The organism is Microvirga sp. BSC39, from assembly GCF_000739015.1.
Lineage (GTDB): Bacteria > Pseudomonadota > Alphaproteobacteria > Rhizobiales > Beijerinckiaceae > Microvirga.
On record NZ_JPUG01000064.1, the window covers coordinates 175,234 to 190,302 of the forward strand.

12 protein-coding genes are annotated in these 15,069 nt (G+C 65.6%); 4 read left to right on the top strand and 8 right to left on the bottom strand.

Annotation, left to right across the window (positions count from 1 at the left end; genetic code table 11):
* Positions 1-152: 152 nt before the first annotated feature.
* Positions 153-920 (top strand): potassium channel family protein, encoded by a 768-nt coding sequence (locus MA07_RS14635; protein ID WP_036352083.1) that lies wholly within the window; start codon positions 153-155, stop codon positions 918-920.
* 418 nt (positions 921-1,338) lie between these two features.
* Positions 1,339-3,468 carry a hybrid sensor histidine kinase/response regulator gene (locus tag MA07_RS14640; RefSeq protein WP_052003179.1) on the top strand — a complete coding sequence of 710 codons (2,130 nt, stop codon included), beginning with the start codon at positions 1,339-1,341 and terminating at the stop codon, positions 3,466-3,468.
* Between the two features lie 243 nt (positions 3,469-3,711).
* Here MA07_RS14640 and MA07_RS14645 read toward each other — a convergent pair whose 3' ends face one another.
* The gene (locus MA07_RS14645; protein WP_036352086.1) at positions 3,712-4,098 is read right to left on the bottom strand and encodes a response regulator; all 387 of its coding nucleotides are present in this window, start codon (positions 4,096-4,098) and stop codon (positions 3,712-3,714) included.
* A 170-nt stretch (positions 4,099-4,268) separates the two neighbouring features.
* Positions 4,269-5,099, bottom strand: coding sequence for a hypothetical protein (locus tag MA07_RS27850; RefSeq protein ID WP_052003180.1), 831 nt, complete (start codon positions 5,097-5,099; stop codon positions 4,269-4,271).
* A 124-nt stretch (positions 5,100-5,223) separates the two neighbouring features.
* Between MA07_RS27850 and MA07_RS14655 the strand changes: the two genes are divergently transcribed.
* Complete coding sequence (locus MA07_RS14655) at positions 5,224-6,093, top strand: DUF6502 family protein (RefSeq protein ID WP_036352089.1); 870 nt, start codon at positions 5,224-5,226, stop codon at positions 6,091-6,093.
* Positions 6,090-7,400 (top strand): DUF5666 domain-containing protein, encoded by a 1,311-nt coding sequence (locus MA07_RS30150; RefSeq protein ID WP_036352092.1) that lies wholly within the window; start codon positions 6,090-6,092, stop codon positions 7,398-7,400. Before MA07_RS14655 ends, MA07_RS30150 begins: the two co-directional genes overlap by 4 nt.
* A gap of 253 nt (positions 7,401-7,653) precedes the next feature.
* Here the strand turns inward: MA07_RS30150 and dmeF are convergent, their stop codons facing one another.
* From dmeF to MA07_RS14690, 6 genes are all read right to left on the bottom strand, one after another.
* Positions 7,654-8,673, bottom strand: coding sequence for a CDF family Co(II)/Ni(II) efflux transporter DmeF (dmeF, locus tag MA07_RS14665; RefSeq protein WP_036352094.1), 1,020 nt, complete (start codon positions 8,671-8,673; stop codon positions 7,654-7,656).
* A gap of 110 nt (positions 8,674-8,783) precedes the next feature.
* Positions 8,784-9,221 carry a DUF305 domain-containing protein gene (locus MA07_RS14670; RefSeq protein WP_200879374.1) on the bottom strand — a complete coding sequence of 146 codons (438 nt, stop codon included), beginning with the start codon at positions 9,219-9,221 and terminating at the stop codon, positions 8,784-8,786.
* A gap of 26 nt (positions 9,222-9,247) precedes the next feature.
* Positions 9,248-9,622 carry a hypothetical protein gene (locus tag MA07_RS14675; RefSeq protein ID WP_036352096.1) on the bottom strand — a complete coding sequence of 125 codons (375 nt, stop codon included), beginning with the start codon at positions 9,620-9,622 and terminating at the stop codon, positions 9,248-9,250.
* Between the two features lie 23 nt (positions 9,623-9,645).
* Entirely contained in the window at positions 9,646-12,771 is a 3,126-nt protein-coding gene (locus MA07_RS14680) for an efflux RND transporter permease subunit (protein ID WP_036352098.1), read from the bottom strand.
* Positions 12,772-12,778: 7 nt separating this feature from the next.
* Positions 12,779-14,500 (bottom strand): efflux RND transporter periplasmic adaptor subunit, encoded by a 1,722-nt coding sequence (locus tag MA07_RS14685; RefSeq protein WP_052003181.1) that lies wholly within the window; start codon positions 14,498-14,500, stop codon positions 12,779-12,781.
* A gap of 62 nt (positions 14,501-14,562) precedes the next feature.
* On the bottom strand, positions 14,563-15,027 hold the full coding sequence (locus MA07_RS14690) for a hypothetical protein (RefSeq protein ID WP_036352101.1): 465 nt from the start codon (positions 15,025-15,027) through the stop codon (positions 14,563-14,565).
* Positions 15,028-15,069 lie beyond the last annotated feature (42 nt).

The window sequence follows — 15,069 nt, forward strand, 5'->3', positions numbered from 1 at the left end:
GTCTGGAGGAGGTAGGAGAGGAGGCCGGCCGCTCATCCGGCTGGCCCCATTGGCTCGCGACGCGAGCGAGCGCTTCGGCATCGCGACGGGTGGCGCCGTCATCGTAAGACACCTGCACGCGTTGTCTCGGGGCGCGGCAGAAGGGATCAACTATGAGCGTTCGGGCAAGGCTCCAATCACTCTATTTTGGCGAGAGCGAGCAGGCCCGGCGCTTCCGGTATGGTGTCATTGCCTTCGACATCATCACCCTTTCTACCTTTATCCTAACGGCCACCATGCCCGGTCAGTGGTGGGTCATCCCGCTCGACCTTCTGCTGGCGCTGGCACTCTCGCTTGAGTTCACGGCACGCCTCTATGCCGAACCGGACAGGCGTTCCCACCTCCTCAGCTTTGCCACCCTGACCGATCTGGTGGTCATCATTTCCCTGCTGCTGGCTGCCTTCATCGACAACTATGCTTTCCTGCGGGTCGTTCGCTCCTTGAGAGTCCTGCGCTCCTATCACGTTCTTCGGGACCTCAGGTCCACCTCGACGTGGTTCCGAACCTATGAGGACATCATCCAGCGGACGGTCAACCTCGGCGTCTTCATTTTCGTCGTCACGTCCGCCGTTTACGTGACGCAGAACGGCATCAATCCGGGGATCAAAACCTACATTGATGCGCTCTACTTCACCATCACCACGCTGACCACGACTGGCTTTGGCGATATCACGCTCTTGGGCCCAGGCGGCCGGCTGCTCGCGGTTGTGGTGATGGTAGCTGGAGTGAGCCTTTTCCTGCGCCTTCTCCAGGCAATCTTCCGACCAAACAAGGTGCGCTTTGAGTGCCAGGATTGTGGCCTCTTGGTTCACGATGCCGATGCGGTCCATTGCAAGCATTGCGGTCGGGTTCTGCACATAACTACAGAGGGTATCGGGTGAGGCGCTGGTCGACACTGCCAGATGATCACCTGAGACTGGTGTGAGCCCGGAAGGTCTCGTAATGGGAGGCGGACCTAAGCGCTTGGTCCGCTTCGGATAAGAGTACCGGACGTTCATTTCAGTGAACGAACTTCACTGCCTAACCCCAAGCCGACATTCCTCAAACTTGCTGCGCCAGAACATTCGCGCATCGATGTTGCAGTGGTAGAGACATCAGCACAAGCCCTCCTGACTGGGCTGCTACTGAGGTTCGGCCGTACACCGTCTGCACTAACGCAGGCGGTACATGAGCCATGGAAAGCTTGCCACACCTTGGTTTAGTTCTAATGTGAACCAAACCAAGACACCGGCTGCCTTTGCCAGTGCCTTGTATCGCCTGACATCTTCCTCCGAACTCCCATGGGAAGCTTTTGTATTCATGTCCTCGGTCCGTCTGCACCGTCTGCTTATCGTGGCCTCGCTGCTCGTCCCGGCCGTCGTGTTTGCCGCAGCAGCAGCCTGGAACCGTACTGAGGTTCTGAACGACAGCGAGAGGACCATCGTCCGCACAACAGCCATCCTGCACGAACATGCCAGTAAGGTGTTCGATACGGTGGAGCTCGTGGTTGGGCGGGTCGAGGACCGCACCAACGGCATGTCATGGGAGGAGATCGCCGCGCCGGAGACCAGTGCGTTCCTCCAGAGGCTCAAGGCTCCCCTGGAGCAGGCGGTGTCGATCTGGATCACGGATGCGACCGGGCAGGTCCGAGCCGGAAGCCAAGCCTGGGATCCTGCCGCTAATATTCACGAGCGCGAGTTCTTCCAGGCCCAGCGCGGGCGTGACGCCGGCACATACATCAGTGCGGCTTTCGAGGGCAAGGCAACCCGCAAGCCGTCCTTCGCCATCAGCCGCCGGCGCTCGACCGCCGAGGGCCACTTCGATGGCATCATCCACGTCGCGCTCAGTCCCGAGTACTTCAGCCGCATCTTCCAGGAAGCCGCCCCACCGGGACCTCATGCGGCGACCCTGATCCGCGATGATGGCTCGATCCTGGCTCGATCTCCCGTGCACGTGACCTATAGCCGGCTGGGACCGGACAACATCCTCATGCGAAGCATCGCAGCTCAACCCTATGGGGGAGCCGCGTCGGGCATCTCCTCAACTAATCAGCGCGAGCGCTACTTCGCCTACCGCCGTGTTGTCGACTACCCGGTCTATGTAGCCTTCAGCATGGACGCCGACGTCGTACTGGGACGCTGGTACCGCAACTTAGCGCTATACGGCATGGTGGCGGTGCTCTCGGCTTTGACGCTGTTCCTCGTCTCATGGTTGGCCCTGCGGCGGGCGCAGGCCGAGCAGGCCGCGCTCGTCCAGTTACGGCATGAGAGTAGCCAGCGCCTTGCCGCCGAACAGCGGCTGCTGCAGGCGCAAAAGATGGAGAGCATCGGCCAACTCACCGGCGGCATTGCCCATGATTTCAACAACCTGCTGGCGGTGATCCTCGGCAACCTCGACCTCCTGCGCAAGCGCGTCAAGGACGACGAGCGAGGTAAGCGGCTGTTGGAAGGAGCAATTCAGGGCGCCCAACGCGGTGCTGCCCTGACGCAGCGGCTGCTCGCCTTCTCCCGCCGTCAGGATCTCACGCCGCAAGCTGTCGCCTTGCCACAACTCGTGTCGAGCATGATGGACCTGCTGACCCGCTCCCTCGGGCCAAGCATCGAGATCGTGACGCGCTTTCCCCCCGGCCTGCCACCGGTTAAGGTCGATCCGAACCAGCTCGAGATGGCGTTGCTGAACCTGGCAGTGAACGCTCGTGATGCCATGCCGATCAGCGGAACGATCACCATTGCGGCACACGCGCAGGAAATCGCTGATGGCAGCACGCACGGCCTGAGCCCTGGAGCCTATGTGTGTGTTTCGGTGAGCGACACCGGAATGGGCATGGACGCGGCCACGCTCGCCCGCGCCGTCGAGCCGTTCTTCACAACCAAAGGGGTCGGGAAGGGCACCGGCCTGGGTCTCTCGATGATCCATGGTTTGGCTGTTCAGTCCGGCGGTACCCTGAAGTTGAGGAGCGAGCTCGGGAAGGGCACGACCGCCGAGATCTGGCTGCCACAGGGCGAAGCGGCGGCCGCGGCACCTGAACCTGACGAAACATCCAGCCCCGCGCATCGCACCTGCACGGTGCTTCTGGTCGAGGACGATCCCCTGGTGATGAGTGTGACCGCTGCGATGCTGGAGGATCTCGGTCACACGGTAGTGGAGGCCTCGTCCGGAAAGACGGCCCTGCAGGCCTTGCGGGAGACTACGTCTGTGGACTTGGTGGTAACCGACCACGCAATGCCGGGCATGACCGGTCTGGAGCTGGCGGAGCGGATCCGGGCGGAGTGGCCAGCCCTGCCGATCCTTCTGGCCAGCGGTCATGCGGAGCTGCCGGAACGAGCCGGACTTGCCCTTCCGCGGCTGACGAAGCCGTTTCGGCGCGATGAACTGGAGAACGCAATAGCGTCAGTCGTCACCTCAACTTGCGGGCCGGCGAACGTGGTGCCATTCCGCAGGTTGGATTGATTGCCGACCGACCGGTGCAACATGCTGCGCCAGCTATGACCGCTTGCTGTAGCCTCAGGCCAGCGACCGCTCCGGCACTATGTCAGGAGCTGACACATCTGAGACGTTAGTCCGAGGGCAGCAATCCTCACGTAAGCCGACGTTCCGCAGGAGCCAGGAATTTCATTGCCTGACCCGCATGCGATGTTCAGATCGTGCTTTCAATTTAGTCCGAGTGTAGTCTCTTAGGCTCTGATTCGACAGCTAGCAAGCGGCCGGCACAACAGGTGCTTTGGCAAGGATCCCGTTCACGGCATCGCTAAAAGCATCGTGTGAAAACGGCTTTGTGAGCACGCAGTTTTGTTGATAGCTCGTGGGAACGACGCTGGAATCGTAGCCTGTCAGGAAGATAAACGGGATGCCGCGATCACGCAGCACGTCCGCAACAGGATAGACCACCAAGCCATCCAGATTAACGTCGAGAACGGCGAGGTCGAAGTCGGCCTCGAGCGCCAATGCCATGGCCTGTTCGAATTTCGCAGCCGGGCCCACGACCTCTGCTCCGAGATCACTCGTCATGTCTTCGATCAGCATCGATACCATGGTTTCATCTTCGACGATGAGCACGCGAAGCTTGCGGTGGTCATGCATGGGCATTCTCCCAATGGTCCCGACGTGCTCAACAGAGCCCTGCATATGAGGCCGTGTGTCCTGAATGGACGACGCTTCTCTTGCTATGCTCAAGGAATCCTCCATACGAACTGCGTTGCCGGTTAACGAGAAGCGTCCTGCCGCCGGTCGGCGGCAGGACGTCGTGAGTGTTAGGGCTGTGCGGCCTGGATCTCGCGGGCCTCGCTGACGATTTGATCGAACACCGCGGATTCCGGATCGATCTCGAGCCCGAGCCTCTCATTGAGCGCCTTGACAGGCTCTTCCGGCACACCCTGCTTCGACAGCGCAGCCAAAGCAGTGGCGGCCGCGGTGATCTCGGCGTCGGTGATCTCGTCCTCGACCTCCGTGCCGAGCGTTAGCGCTTTCTCGTAGGCTGCGATCAGCCCAACCGTCGAGTTCGGCGCGGCGTTCAGACGAGCCGTCGCCGAGGCATTCACCGCGTTCATGCGGCCGAGCTTGGCGGTATCGAGGCCGATGGTCTTCGCGCTGGAAGCTGCCCTCTTCGCGTCGGAGGAGACTTTCGTGCCGGCGTCCCTGGCATCGCGCTTGGCGTCGCGGGTGCTGTGCGCCTGCTCGGCCCTGGCTGCCCCCTTAGCCGAGGCGTCGCTTGGGCCGGAACTGCGGCCGCTGCGCTCGCTGCTGCCACCACGGGAATTCTCAGCTCCACCGCCGCGTGCCTCGCCGCCGGAGTGCCCGCCGGAGCCGCCACCATGGCCGCCAGAGTTGCCGCCACCACCACCGGAGTTGCCGCCGCCGTTGCCGTTTCCGCCACCGCCGCCATTGCCACCTCCGTTTCCGCCGCCGTTTCCTCCGCCGTTGCCGCCTCCATTACCACCGCCATTGCCTCCCCCATCGCCGCCTTTGGCCTGGGCCTGGGATTGGTCGAGCTTGAGCGAGGGCAGGTCAAGCGACAGCGGTTGTAGGCTGACGGCGAGACCCAGGGCGAGTGCCGAAACGAGCAGTGCAAGACGTCGTGTCATGAGGTTTCCTTTCAGAACGTGTGAGCTTAACGAGCCCCTTGCACCAACAGGTATGTGAGAAATTTTCCCACGTCAACCCGGACGTGGGATTGCTTCCCACGGCTGATCTGCTTATTTAGATATCATGTCCGGCGACGCCCCCCGCTCTCTTGAACCATCCAAGCTGCATGCGCCCTTGGCGCGCCTGCTGCGCCCTCTCGTGCGGCTCCTGATCCGGAGCGGGATCACGTTTCCGATGCTGGCGGAACTGCTGCGCGAGCTTTACGTCAACGTCGCCGAGTACGACTTCGCTCTTCAGGGCAAGGAGCAGACGGACAGCCGCGTCAGCCTTCTGACCGGCATCCACCGCAAGGAAGTCCGCCGGCTGCGGGGCGCAGGCGCCCCGGTCAACACGGTCCCGGCGACCATCTCGCAGACGAGCCGCATCCTGGCCCGCTGGCTCGCGGACCCGGACTTCACCGGCAGCGACGGGCGACCCCTGCCTCTCCCCCGTACGGCCGAGATCCCACAGCCGTCCTTCGAGCGCCTCGTCGCCTCGGTCACGCGCGACGTGCGGCCGCGCGCGGTGCTGGACGAGTGGCTCGACCGCAAGCTGGTTGTGCTGGATGACAAGGATCGCGCCGTCCTGGCCGAGACGGCCTATGTGCCGCGCGGCGGAGACGACCAGCAACTCTACTATCTGGGCCGCAACCTGCACGACCACATCGCTGCTGCGGTGGCGAACGTGGAAGCCGGGTCACCGCCCTTCCTGGAACGCGCCGTGCACTATGACGGGCTGACCAAGGAGCTGGCCGAGCAGCTGCAGCAGCGCTCCCGCGACGTGGCCATGGAGGTTCTCCACACGCTCAACCGTGAAGCCCATGCCGCCAGCGACAAGGCTCCCGCGGGGCAGTGGCGCTGGAATTTCGGTGTTTATGTCTATTCCGAAGAGGTCGTGCCGCCATCCGCTGCAGCGACAGCCACCGACAGCAACGACAAGGGAGCCAAGCCGTGAAGGATCACGCCGCTTCGCTCGCACGAACCCATGCCCTCTGGCTCGTAGCGCTGGCTCTGCTTGTCGCCTCGCCGATCCTTGCGTGGGGCCAGAACGGGCAGGACCGCGGCATCGGCGGCACCGGGGTCGTGTCCGATGATCAGGACAGCGACCGGGGCATCGGCGGCACAGGCATGATGGGCCGAATCCGAGGGTTCGGCAGCATCATCGTCAACGGTCGGCATGTGGACTACGCGCCCGATGTGCCGGTGCGGATCGACGGGCAGGCTCGTGCGGTGTCCGACCTGAAGATCGGCCAGGTGGTGCGGGTGGTGGCCGAAAACCGCAACGGCGTGCTGGCCACACGGCAGATCGATGTGACCAGCGAGGTTGTCGGCCCGATAGAGACGACAGGCAAAAAGACCCTGACGGTGCTCGGCCAGACCGTCTCCACGCAGGCGCTGAGCGCCTCAACCGAGTGGCAGCGTGGCGACCGCGTAGCGGTGTTCGGCCTGCGGCGGCCGGATGGCACGATCGTCGCAAGCCTGATCGAGCGGCGGGATGGCGGACCTGACAGGATCGCCGGTCGGGTGACCAGATCGCGCAACGGCAGCCTCGGGATCGGGATGTTGAAGCTCACCGGCCTGGACCCTGCTCTCGTCGGCACCCGGGCCGTGCTTGAAGGATCCTATGCCAATGGCACGCTCCAGGTGACCGGGACGGCTCGCGAACGGGATCTCCTCGGCGCGAATGTCCGGCGGTTCTCCATTGAGGCTTATGTGGAGCGGACGCGAAGCGGGCTGCGCCTCGGTTCGGGGCTCGATGTGGCAGGCAGCCCCTCCTCGACCCTGCCGGTCGGGTCCTATGCCCCGGCGGTGGTGACAGTCGTGGCCGATCAGAGGGGACGCCTCGGCATCGAGAATGTGTCCCTCCAAGGACAACCAACCTCATCGCGCGGATCACCCCAAGCGGTCGGCAATGAAAATTCGCGCAACATGCCGGCGGATGCACGCGGACGCGGGCCCGCCTCGCGGGATACGCATCCGGGATCCGGCTCGTCCCGTCGGGACGTTTCGCCGGGCGACGCTCGCGGGCGCGACGGCCAAGGCGGATCATCCGGCAATCGCTCAGACGGAAGCGGCAATAGCGGTAATAGCGGCGGTGGCAATCAGGGCGGTGGCCGCGGCGGCGATCACGGCGGAGGCGGACCGGGAGGTGGCTCGGGCAGCTCCGGTGCAGGCGGCGGCGGCGGGAATGGAGGCGGCCAAGGCGGGGGCGGCAACGGCGGAGGGAATGGTGGTGGCAATGGAGGCGGCGGGAAACGCTGACATCATCGGTATCATCCCCGCCCCTCCCATGTGCTGCATGATGCAGTTCGGATCTTGACAGCGACCGGTATGGCAACAAGCGAAAACCGAGCCCGAAAAGCCCGGCGTGAGCTTTGGGTAGACGTCGGCAATCCTCCGGCTCATCCGCGTGGAGGTAGCCGCAAGCTCAAATTAGATCACGAGGATCTCTATAAATCGAGGCTGCGCCGGGTCATGTTCATCGTGTTCATCGGATCGCCTTTCCGGCAGCTGATCAGGCTGCCTCTCGGTGCGGGTGGTTGGGGCAAGCATGCACCTCAACCGTCACATGGGACAGGCCTTCGATGCCGGAGAGCCGCTGCTTGTAGACGTCGGGCGGCTGAGGGGCGTCCGACACGACCGAGACGATCAGGCCGGCATGGCCGGGACCCAGGCGCCAGAGATGGAGGTCCGTCACGCGGTCCTCCCCGACCTCAATCCGCTCGCGGACGGACCGAGCAAGGGTTTGGTCGGGGACCGTATCGAGGAGGGTGGCTCCGGCCACGCGGATCAATCCCCACGACCAACGCGCGATGACGAGGGCCCCGACAACGCCCATCACAGGATCGAGCCAGCTCCAGCCATAGAAGCGCCCGGCCAGCAGCGCCACGATGGCAAGCACGGATGTCAGGGCATCGGCGAGAACGTGCAGGTATGCCGCGCGGATATTCGTGTCGCCACCATGATGATCTCTGTGCGCATGGTCATGATGGTGATGGCCCTCATGGTTATGACGGTGCTCATGCCCGTGGCCATGATGGTGCCCGTGATCATGGTGATGATGCCCGTGATGGTGATGGTCACCGGCCAGCAGCCAAGCACTGGCGAGGTTCACGGCAAGTCCGATCACCGCGACCACCGTCGCTTCGCCGAACCGGATCGGCACCGGCGCCATCAGGCGCATGAGGCTCTCGTAGCCGATCAGCAGGGCGATGAGAGCCAGAATGATTGCGCTGGAGAACGCCGCGAGCTCACCGACCTTGCCGGTGCCGAACGAAAAGCGGGGATCGTGGGCGTGCTTGCGGGCGAAGCGGTAAGCGAGCGCCGCGATGGCGAGCGCCGCGGCATGGGTCGACATGTGCCAGCCGTCGGCGACCAGCGCCATGGACCCGAAGATCGTCCCGGCGACGATCTCCGCGACCATCATGGCCGCGGTCAGGCCGACCACCAGCCAAGTGCGCCGCTCATGCCGGTCGTGGTGTTCCCCAAGGAAGACGTGGTCGTGCTGCCAGTGGTGCAAGGTATGACGGTGCATCGGATCGCTTTCGGTTGTCCCGATCTACATGGGTCATGCAGGTGACGCCCGGAAGCGGCCCATGGCCGCCCCAGGCAACGGGACGGGCAACAGGCCGCCCGCCACAACCGCTACTTGCCGTTCTTCTTCAGCCAGTCCTGCATCTCGGCGATCTCCTTCTCCTGATCGTCGATGATCTTCTGGGCCATCCGCTTCGTCTCCGGATCCTTGGCATGCTTCAGGGCGACCTTCGCCATCTCGACGGCGCCCTGGTGGTGCGGGATCATGTGGGTGCGGAAGTCCACGTCCGCGTTGCCGGTGTAGGGCACGTGCATGTTGTGCATCATCTGCATGTCCGCTGCCTTGAAGTCCTTGGTCGAGGCCGGATCGTTCGGCGACGGCATCATGTCCTGCATCATCTTCTGCATCGCCGCCGGGTCCATGTGGCCCATGGGCATGGAGCCGGACATCGGCATGCTGCCGTGGCCCTGGTGCGAGGTCTGGGCGTACGCCATGCCGGCCAGGGTGGTGATCGCGAGGGCAGCGACGGTCTTGGTGATCATCTTCATCGTTTTCTCCTTGCTGTCAGGAAAGCTCAGTTGTTGACGAAGCGGGCCTGCACGGCGTGGCCATCGGCCATGGTGGCCGAGACGACCACGCGGGCGCCCGACCCGAGTGGCTGTGGCAGGGCACCGACGAGCCGGTTGGGCTCGGCCGGCTGGAGCGGGACGGTCACCGTCTTGCCGCCGTCCTGCACGATGGCGCGAGCGTTCTTCGTGCCTGCGGACGCCAGGGGCTTGTCGTCCGACTCGGTGAGGAAGAGGACGAGCTCGGAGCCATTGGCGACCATCTCCACGTGATGGCCGGCGCTGTCGACGACGGGGCCGCCGTTCGGTCCCTTGGCGACCTCATGGGCAGATACCGCGAGTGGCGAGACTGCGACGGCAAGGGCGAGGAAGAGATGCTTCATGGTGTTTCTCCTTGTGTCAGGGATCAGAAGGCTTCCGCAGGGGTGAGGCCGCCGGCGCGGCCCTCGCGGCTGGCCTGGATGCGTTCCAGAGGCTTGCGGCCGAAGGTCAGGAACAGGACCGGGGTGAGGAAGGTGTCGATCAGCGTCGCCGAGATCAGCCCGCCGAAGATCGTCACCGCCACCGGGTGCAGGATCTCGCGCCCGGGCTCGTCCGCCCCGATGAGGAGCGGGATGAGGGCGAGACCCGCCGACAGGGCCGTCATCAGCACCGGGGTCAGCCGCTCCAGGCTGCCGCGGATCACCAGGTCCTTGCCGAACTGCTCGCCCTCGTAGAGTGCGAGGTTGATGTAGTGCGAGACCTTCAGGATGCCGTTGCGCGCCGAGATGCCGGCCAGCGTGATGAAGCCGATCATCGAGGCAACCGAAAGCGGCTGGCCGGCGATGTTAAGCGCTATCACGCTGCCGATGAGCGCCAGCGGGATGTTGCCCATGATGATCAGCGCCAGGGCCGGCGACTGGTAGCGGCTGTAGAGCACCACGAACACCATCGCGAGCGACAGGAGCGAGAGCGCCCCGATCCGGAGCGTGGCCTCCTCCTGCGCCTGGAAGGTGCCCTCCAGGCGGGTGACGTATCCCTGCGGCCACTGCGTCTCTCCGGTGATGCGGCGGATGTCGGCGATGATGGCCGCCATGTCGCGCCGGCCGTCCGTATTGCCGAGGACCGCGATCCGGCGCTGGCCGTTCTCGCGCAGCACCTGGTTGGGTCCGTCCGTCTCCTGAACGGTCGCGATCATGCGCAGGGGCACGTGGCCGGTCGGCGTGGCGATCAACAGGTCGCCGAGCCCTGTGGTGGAGCGGTCCTGGTCGGACAGGCGCATCACCACATCAAAGCGGCGGTTGCCCTCGACGATCTGCGACACCGTGCGCCCGTTCGACATCGTCTCCAGGCCCTGGGTCACCGTCGCCGGCGTGAGACCGTAGAGGGCGGCCTTCTCGTAGTCGACGTCGATGCGCAGTTGCGGGATGCGCACCTGCTTCTCGACCTGAAGATCGACTAACCCTTCCACGCTCGCGAGGCGCTCGCGCAGGCCCTCCGCCAGGGTGCGCAGCGTGTCGACGTCCTCACCGTAGATCTTGAGCGCGATCTCGGCCCGCACGCCCGAGAGCATGTGGTCGAGGCGGTGCGAGATCGGCTGGCCCACGTTGAGCGTCGCGGGCAGGACGGCCAGACGGGCGCGGATGTCGCCCATCACCTCCTCCTTCGAGCGCTCCGACCGCTTCAGGTCGACGTCGATCTCGGACGAGTGCACGCCCTCCGCATGCTCGTCGAGCTCGGCACGGCCCGTGCGACGACCGACCGAGATCACCTCAGGCACGTCCTTGATCAGGTTCTCCGCGACCAACCCGAGGCGGTGGCTCTCGGCGAGCGCGATGCCCGGGTTGTAGGCGAGGCTGATCGTGAGCGTGCCCTCGTTGAACGGGGGCAGGAAGGCGCGGGGCAGCAGCGTCGCCCCATAGGCCGCCAAGCCGACGCCCAGCAGGATGGTGGTGAACAGGATCCCGCGGTGGGCGAAGGCCCAGCGCAGCAGGGCGGCGTTGCCGCGCTTGAGGTGCCGCACAATGAGGCTGTCGTTCTCGTGGCCCTTCACTCGTCCTGAAAGCAGATAGTAGGCCAGCACCGGCGTCACGGTGATCGAGGTGACGAGCGAGGCCAGGATCGAGACGATATAGGCCACGCCGAGCGGTGCGAAGAGACGCCCCTCAATGCCGGAGAGCGCGAACAGCGGGATGAACACCAGGATGATGATCATCGTCGCGTAGACGATGCCGGAGCGGACCTCCTGGCTTGCGGCCGCGATCACCTCCAGCACCGGCCGCGGTTCGGGGAGTTCCCGGTTCTCCTTGAGCCGGCGCAGGATGTTCTCAACATCGACCACCGCGTCGTCGACGAGCTCGCCGATGGCGATGGCCAGGCCGCCCAGTGTCATCGTGTTGATGGTGAGACCAAAGGCATTGAACACGAGCACCGTCACCAGGATCGAGATCGGGATCGCGGTGAGCGAGATGAATGTGGCCCTCGCATTCATGAGGAATAGGATCAGGATGATCGCAACGACACCGGCGGCCTCCAGCAGCACCTGCTTCACGTTGTCGACCGAGGTCTCGATGAAGGTGGCCTGCCGGAATTGCAGGTTCGTGGCCGACACGCCCTGCGGCAGCGTCTTCTGGATCTCGGCCAGCGCGGCCTCGATCTTGCCCGTGAGGTCGACGGTGTCGGCGCCGGGCTGCTTCTGGATCGACACGATCACTGCCGGCTTGCCCTGGAAGCCGGCGTCGCCGCGCTTCACCCGCGGCGCGAAGTCGACCTGGGCCACCTGGTGCAGGAAGACCGGCTGGCCCTGCTTGTGCACCACCACCGTGTTGCGCAGGTCTTCCAGGCGCTTTGTGACACCCACGTTGCGGATCAGGTACTCGCGCCCGTGCTGGTCGACGAAGCCGCCGCCGGTGTTGGTGCCGAAGCGTGTGACCGCGGCCTCGACCTGCTCGTGCGTGACGTCGAGCGCCTGCAGGGCCGCGATGTTCGGCACGATCCGGTACTGCCGCACCTCGCCGCCGATGGGGATCACCTGGGCCACGCCCGCGATGGTGAGGAGCTGTGGCCGGATGATGAAGTCGGCGATCTCGCGCACCTCCATCGGCGAGATGGTGTCGCTGGTGACGGCCACCAGCATGATCTCGCCCATGATCGACGTTACGGGGCCCATCTGCGGGGTGACGCCGGTTGGGAGCTGCTCGCCCACGAGGGCCAGGCGCTCGGCCACGAGCTGGCGCGAGCGGTAGATGTCGGTGCTCCAGTCGAACTCGACATAGACGATGGACAGGCCGACGCCCGAGACGGACCGGACGCGCGTGACGCCCGGCATGCCGTTCATGGAGGTCTCAAGCGGGTAGGTGACGAGTTGCTCCACCTCCTGCGGCGCGAGGCCTTCGGCCTCGGTCATCAGGGTGACGGTGGGGCGGTTCAGGTCGGGGAACACGTCGACCGGCACCCGCGGCAGGATCCATGAGCCATAGGCGACGAGGACGAGCGCCGCCGCGATGACGAAGAGGCGGTTCTTGAGGCTGCTGCTGACGAGGAAGTTGAACATCGCCGCCTCACCGGATCTGGTTGATGAGCTCGGAGCCGCCGATCACGATCCGCTCACCCTCGCTGACGCCCGCCCGGATGACCAGCCGCGTCGCGTCGAAGGGCTCGGTCCGCACGGGCCGTGCCTCGAAGCGCTCGGGATCCGTGTGGCGCCAGACGACCGCCTCGCCGTTGGCGCCGCGTACGACCGCATCCCGGGGCATGATGATGTCCCGGACGGAGGCCCCGTTCTGCGCGAAGACCGTGACCGGCGAGCCCACCGACAAGTTGCCCGGCGGGTTCTCGATGGCGAACTGCACCACGGTGGCCTGCTGCTGGAGCGCCTTGCTGAAGCCCTGGAACGTGAGCTTGAGGGGCGTGCCATCGGCGGCCGTGGCGCTGGCGCCGGTGACCTTGGCGGGATCGATCTCGCCATAGACGAGCGCCTCGACCCAGAGGCCCTTCGGGTCGACGATTTGGAAGACGATGTCTTGGGAGGCGACAACCTGGCCGGGTACCACCCGTGCGGCGGCGATGGCGCCGTCGATGGGCGCCCGCAGGACCTCGGCCTCGATCCGGGTCTGGCGCACGATCTCGCGCCGGCGGCGCAGGCCATCCAGCTCGATCTCGGCGTCCGTGACCTGGCTCGGTGGCGCGACCCCACGATCCGAGAGCTGGCGCACGCGCTTGAGCTTGGTCTCGGCGACGGCAATCTCCTGCTCGATCTCGCCGACGCGCTCGGACAGCGTGGTGCGGTCGGCCTGGGGCACCGCCTGCTCGACGAGGGCCAGCACGTCGCCCTTCTTGACCGCTTGCCCGAGGCGGGGCAGCCCGTTTTCCGGAGCGATGATCCGTCCGCCGTTGATGCTCTGCACCAGGCCGGAGCGGTTCGGGTCGGCGATGACCCGTCCGATCAGGCTCACCGCCTTCTGCGCCTCCTCGGGCTTCGTGAGGGTCGTGCGCACGTTGAGCAGGCGCTGGCTCGGCTTGGGCACGAACACCGTGCCGTCCGGCAGGCGGCGCGGGGTATCGCCGGCGGGGAGAGCGGCCTTGGCGGCCTCAGCCCCGTGGTCGTGCCCCTCATGGGCGAAGGCATAGGCTGTCGAGACGACCAGCACGACGAGCGCCATGCCCGCGACGGGCACCAGTTTCCTGCGGCTCCGCGCCGCCAGGCCAAGCAGGAAGCCGAGCGTGAGCGCGACGCCGGCGATCATGTAGGGCGTGGCCACCTCGATGCTGCCGAGCCGGACGGTCGGCGTGTTCTGTAGGACCTGAAGCGGCGAGGCACGCGACGGAGCCGGAGCTGCGGCCACTGCCTTGGCGGGGAGCTGCAGGGTGCCGATCAGCAGGTCGTCGCCGCTTGGGGCGGTGACGGCGAAGATGAGCTCGAGCGCCCCTTCGCCCGCGAATTTGGCCGATGTCACCGTGTAGGTGCCGTCGGGAGCCGCCTCGGCTTGGACCTCCTGGTCGCCGCCGACGGTCACGGCGATCTTGGCGTCGGTCACGGGCTCGTTCGAGGCGAACCGGTCCAGGAAGATCCCGAGGCGCTCGCCACGGAGGACGCCGACGAGCTCGTAGGCGTCCGACTGCGCGGTGACCCGTGGATTGTTGGTGGTGACCGCCGCCGGTGGCGGGGCGCCGTGGTCATGCCCCTCGTGGGCAACCGCCACGGCGGCAAGGGTGGTCAGAAGGCCCAGGCCGGCAAGCATGGCCTGGATGCGGCGCAGGGCGCCGTTGGAACGGGTAAGCATTGGGAGGACCCCGGATCAGAAGCACGGCGTCGGAAGCGACGCGGCGTCGGGCCGGTCGCTGGTTACACGATGCTGAGGGTTCGTGGTGGGCGCTTGAGGTGGCCGGGATCGATGCCGGAGCCACGCTGGCTGCCCGGAACAAGCGACAGCGCCAGGGTCATGGGGGCGGAAACCGTATCCAGTCCCAAGGGGGCCATGGCAATCGGGCAGGCGCTGGCGCAGCAGGAGCCCTCGGGGCCGGCATCGGCCTGCTGATCGTCGGGAGTGACTTTATCCGCCCCATCGGCCTCGGCATGGTGATGGGTGATCCCATCGCCATGATCGTGCGCGGCCTGGTAGACGTGCGCCGCAGCCTGAGGGGCATGCTGATGTCTGTGGCCGGAGGATGCCGTCTGCTCGCAGTCGGGCGAGCCCTGCCCGTGCCGGTGCATGCCCGCCAGCGCGCCGCTATGGAGCACGAACGACGCCACGGCCACGAGCATCAGGCTCGTGACAAGGCGCCGGAAGTGGGTCCACAAGGTGTTCAACGATTCGCTCCTGACATCAGGTAATGATCTGACGGGCAGCCG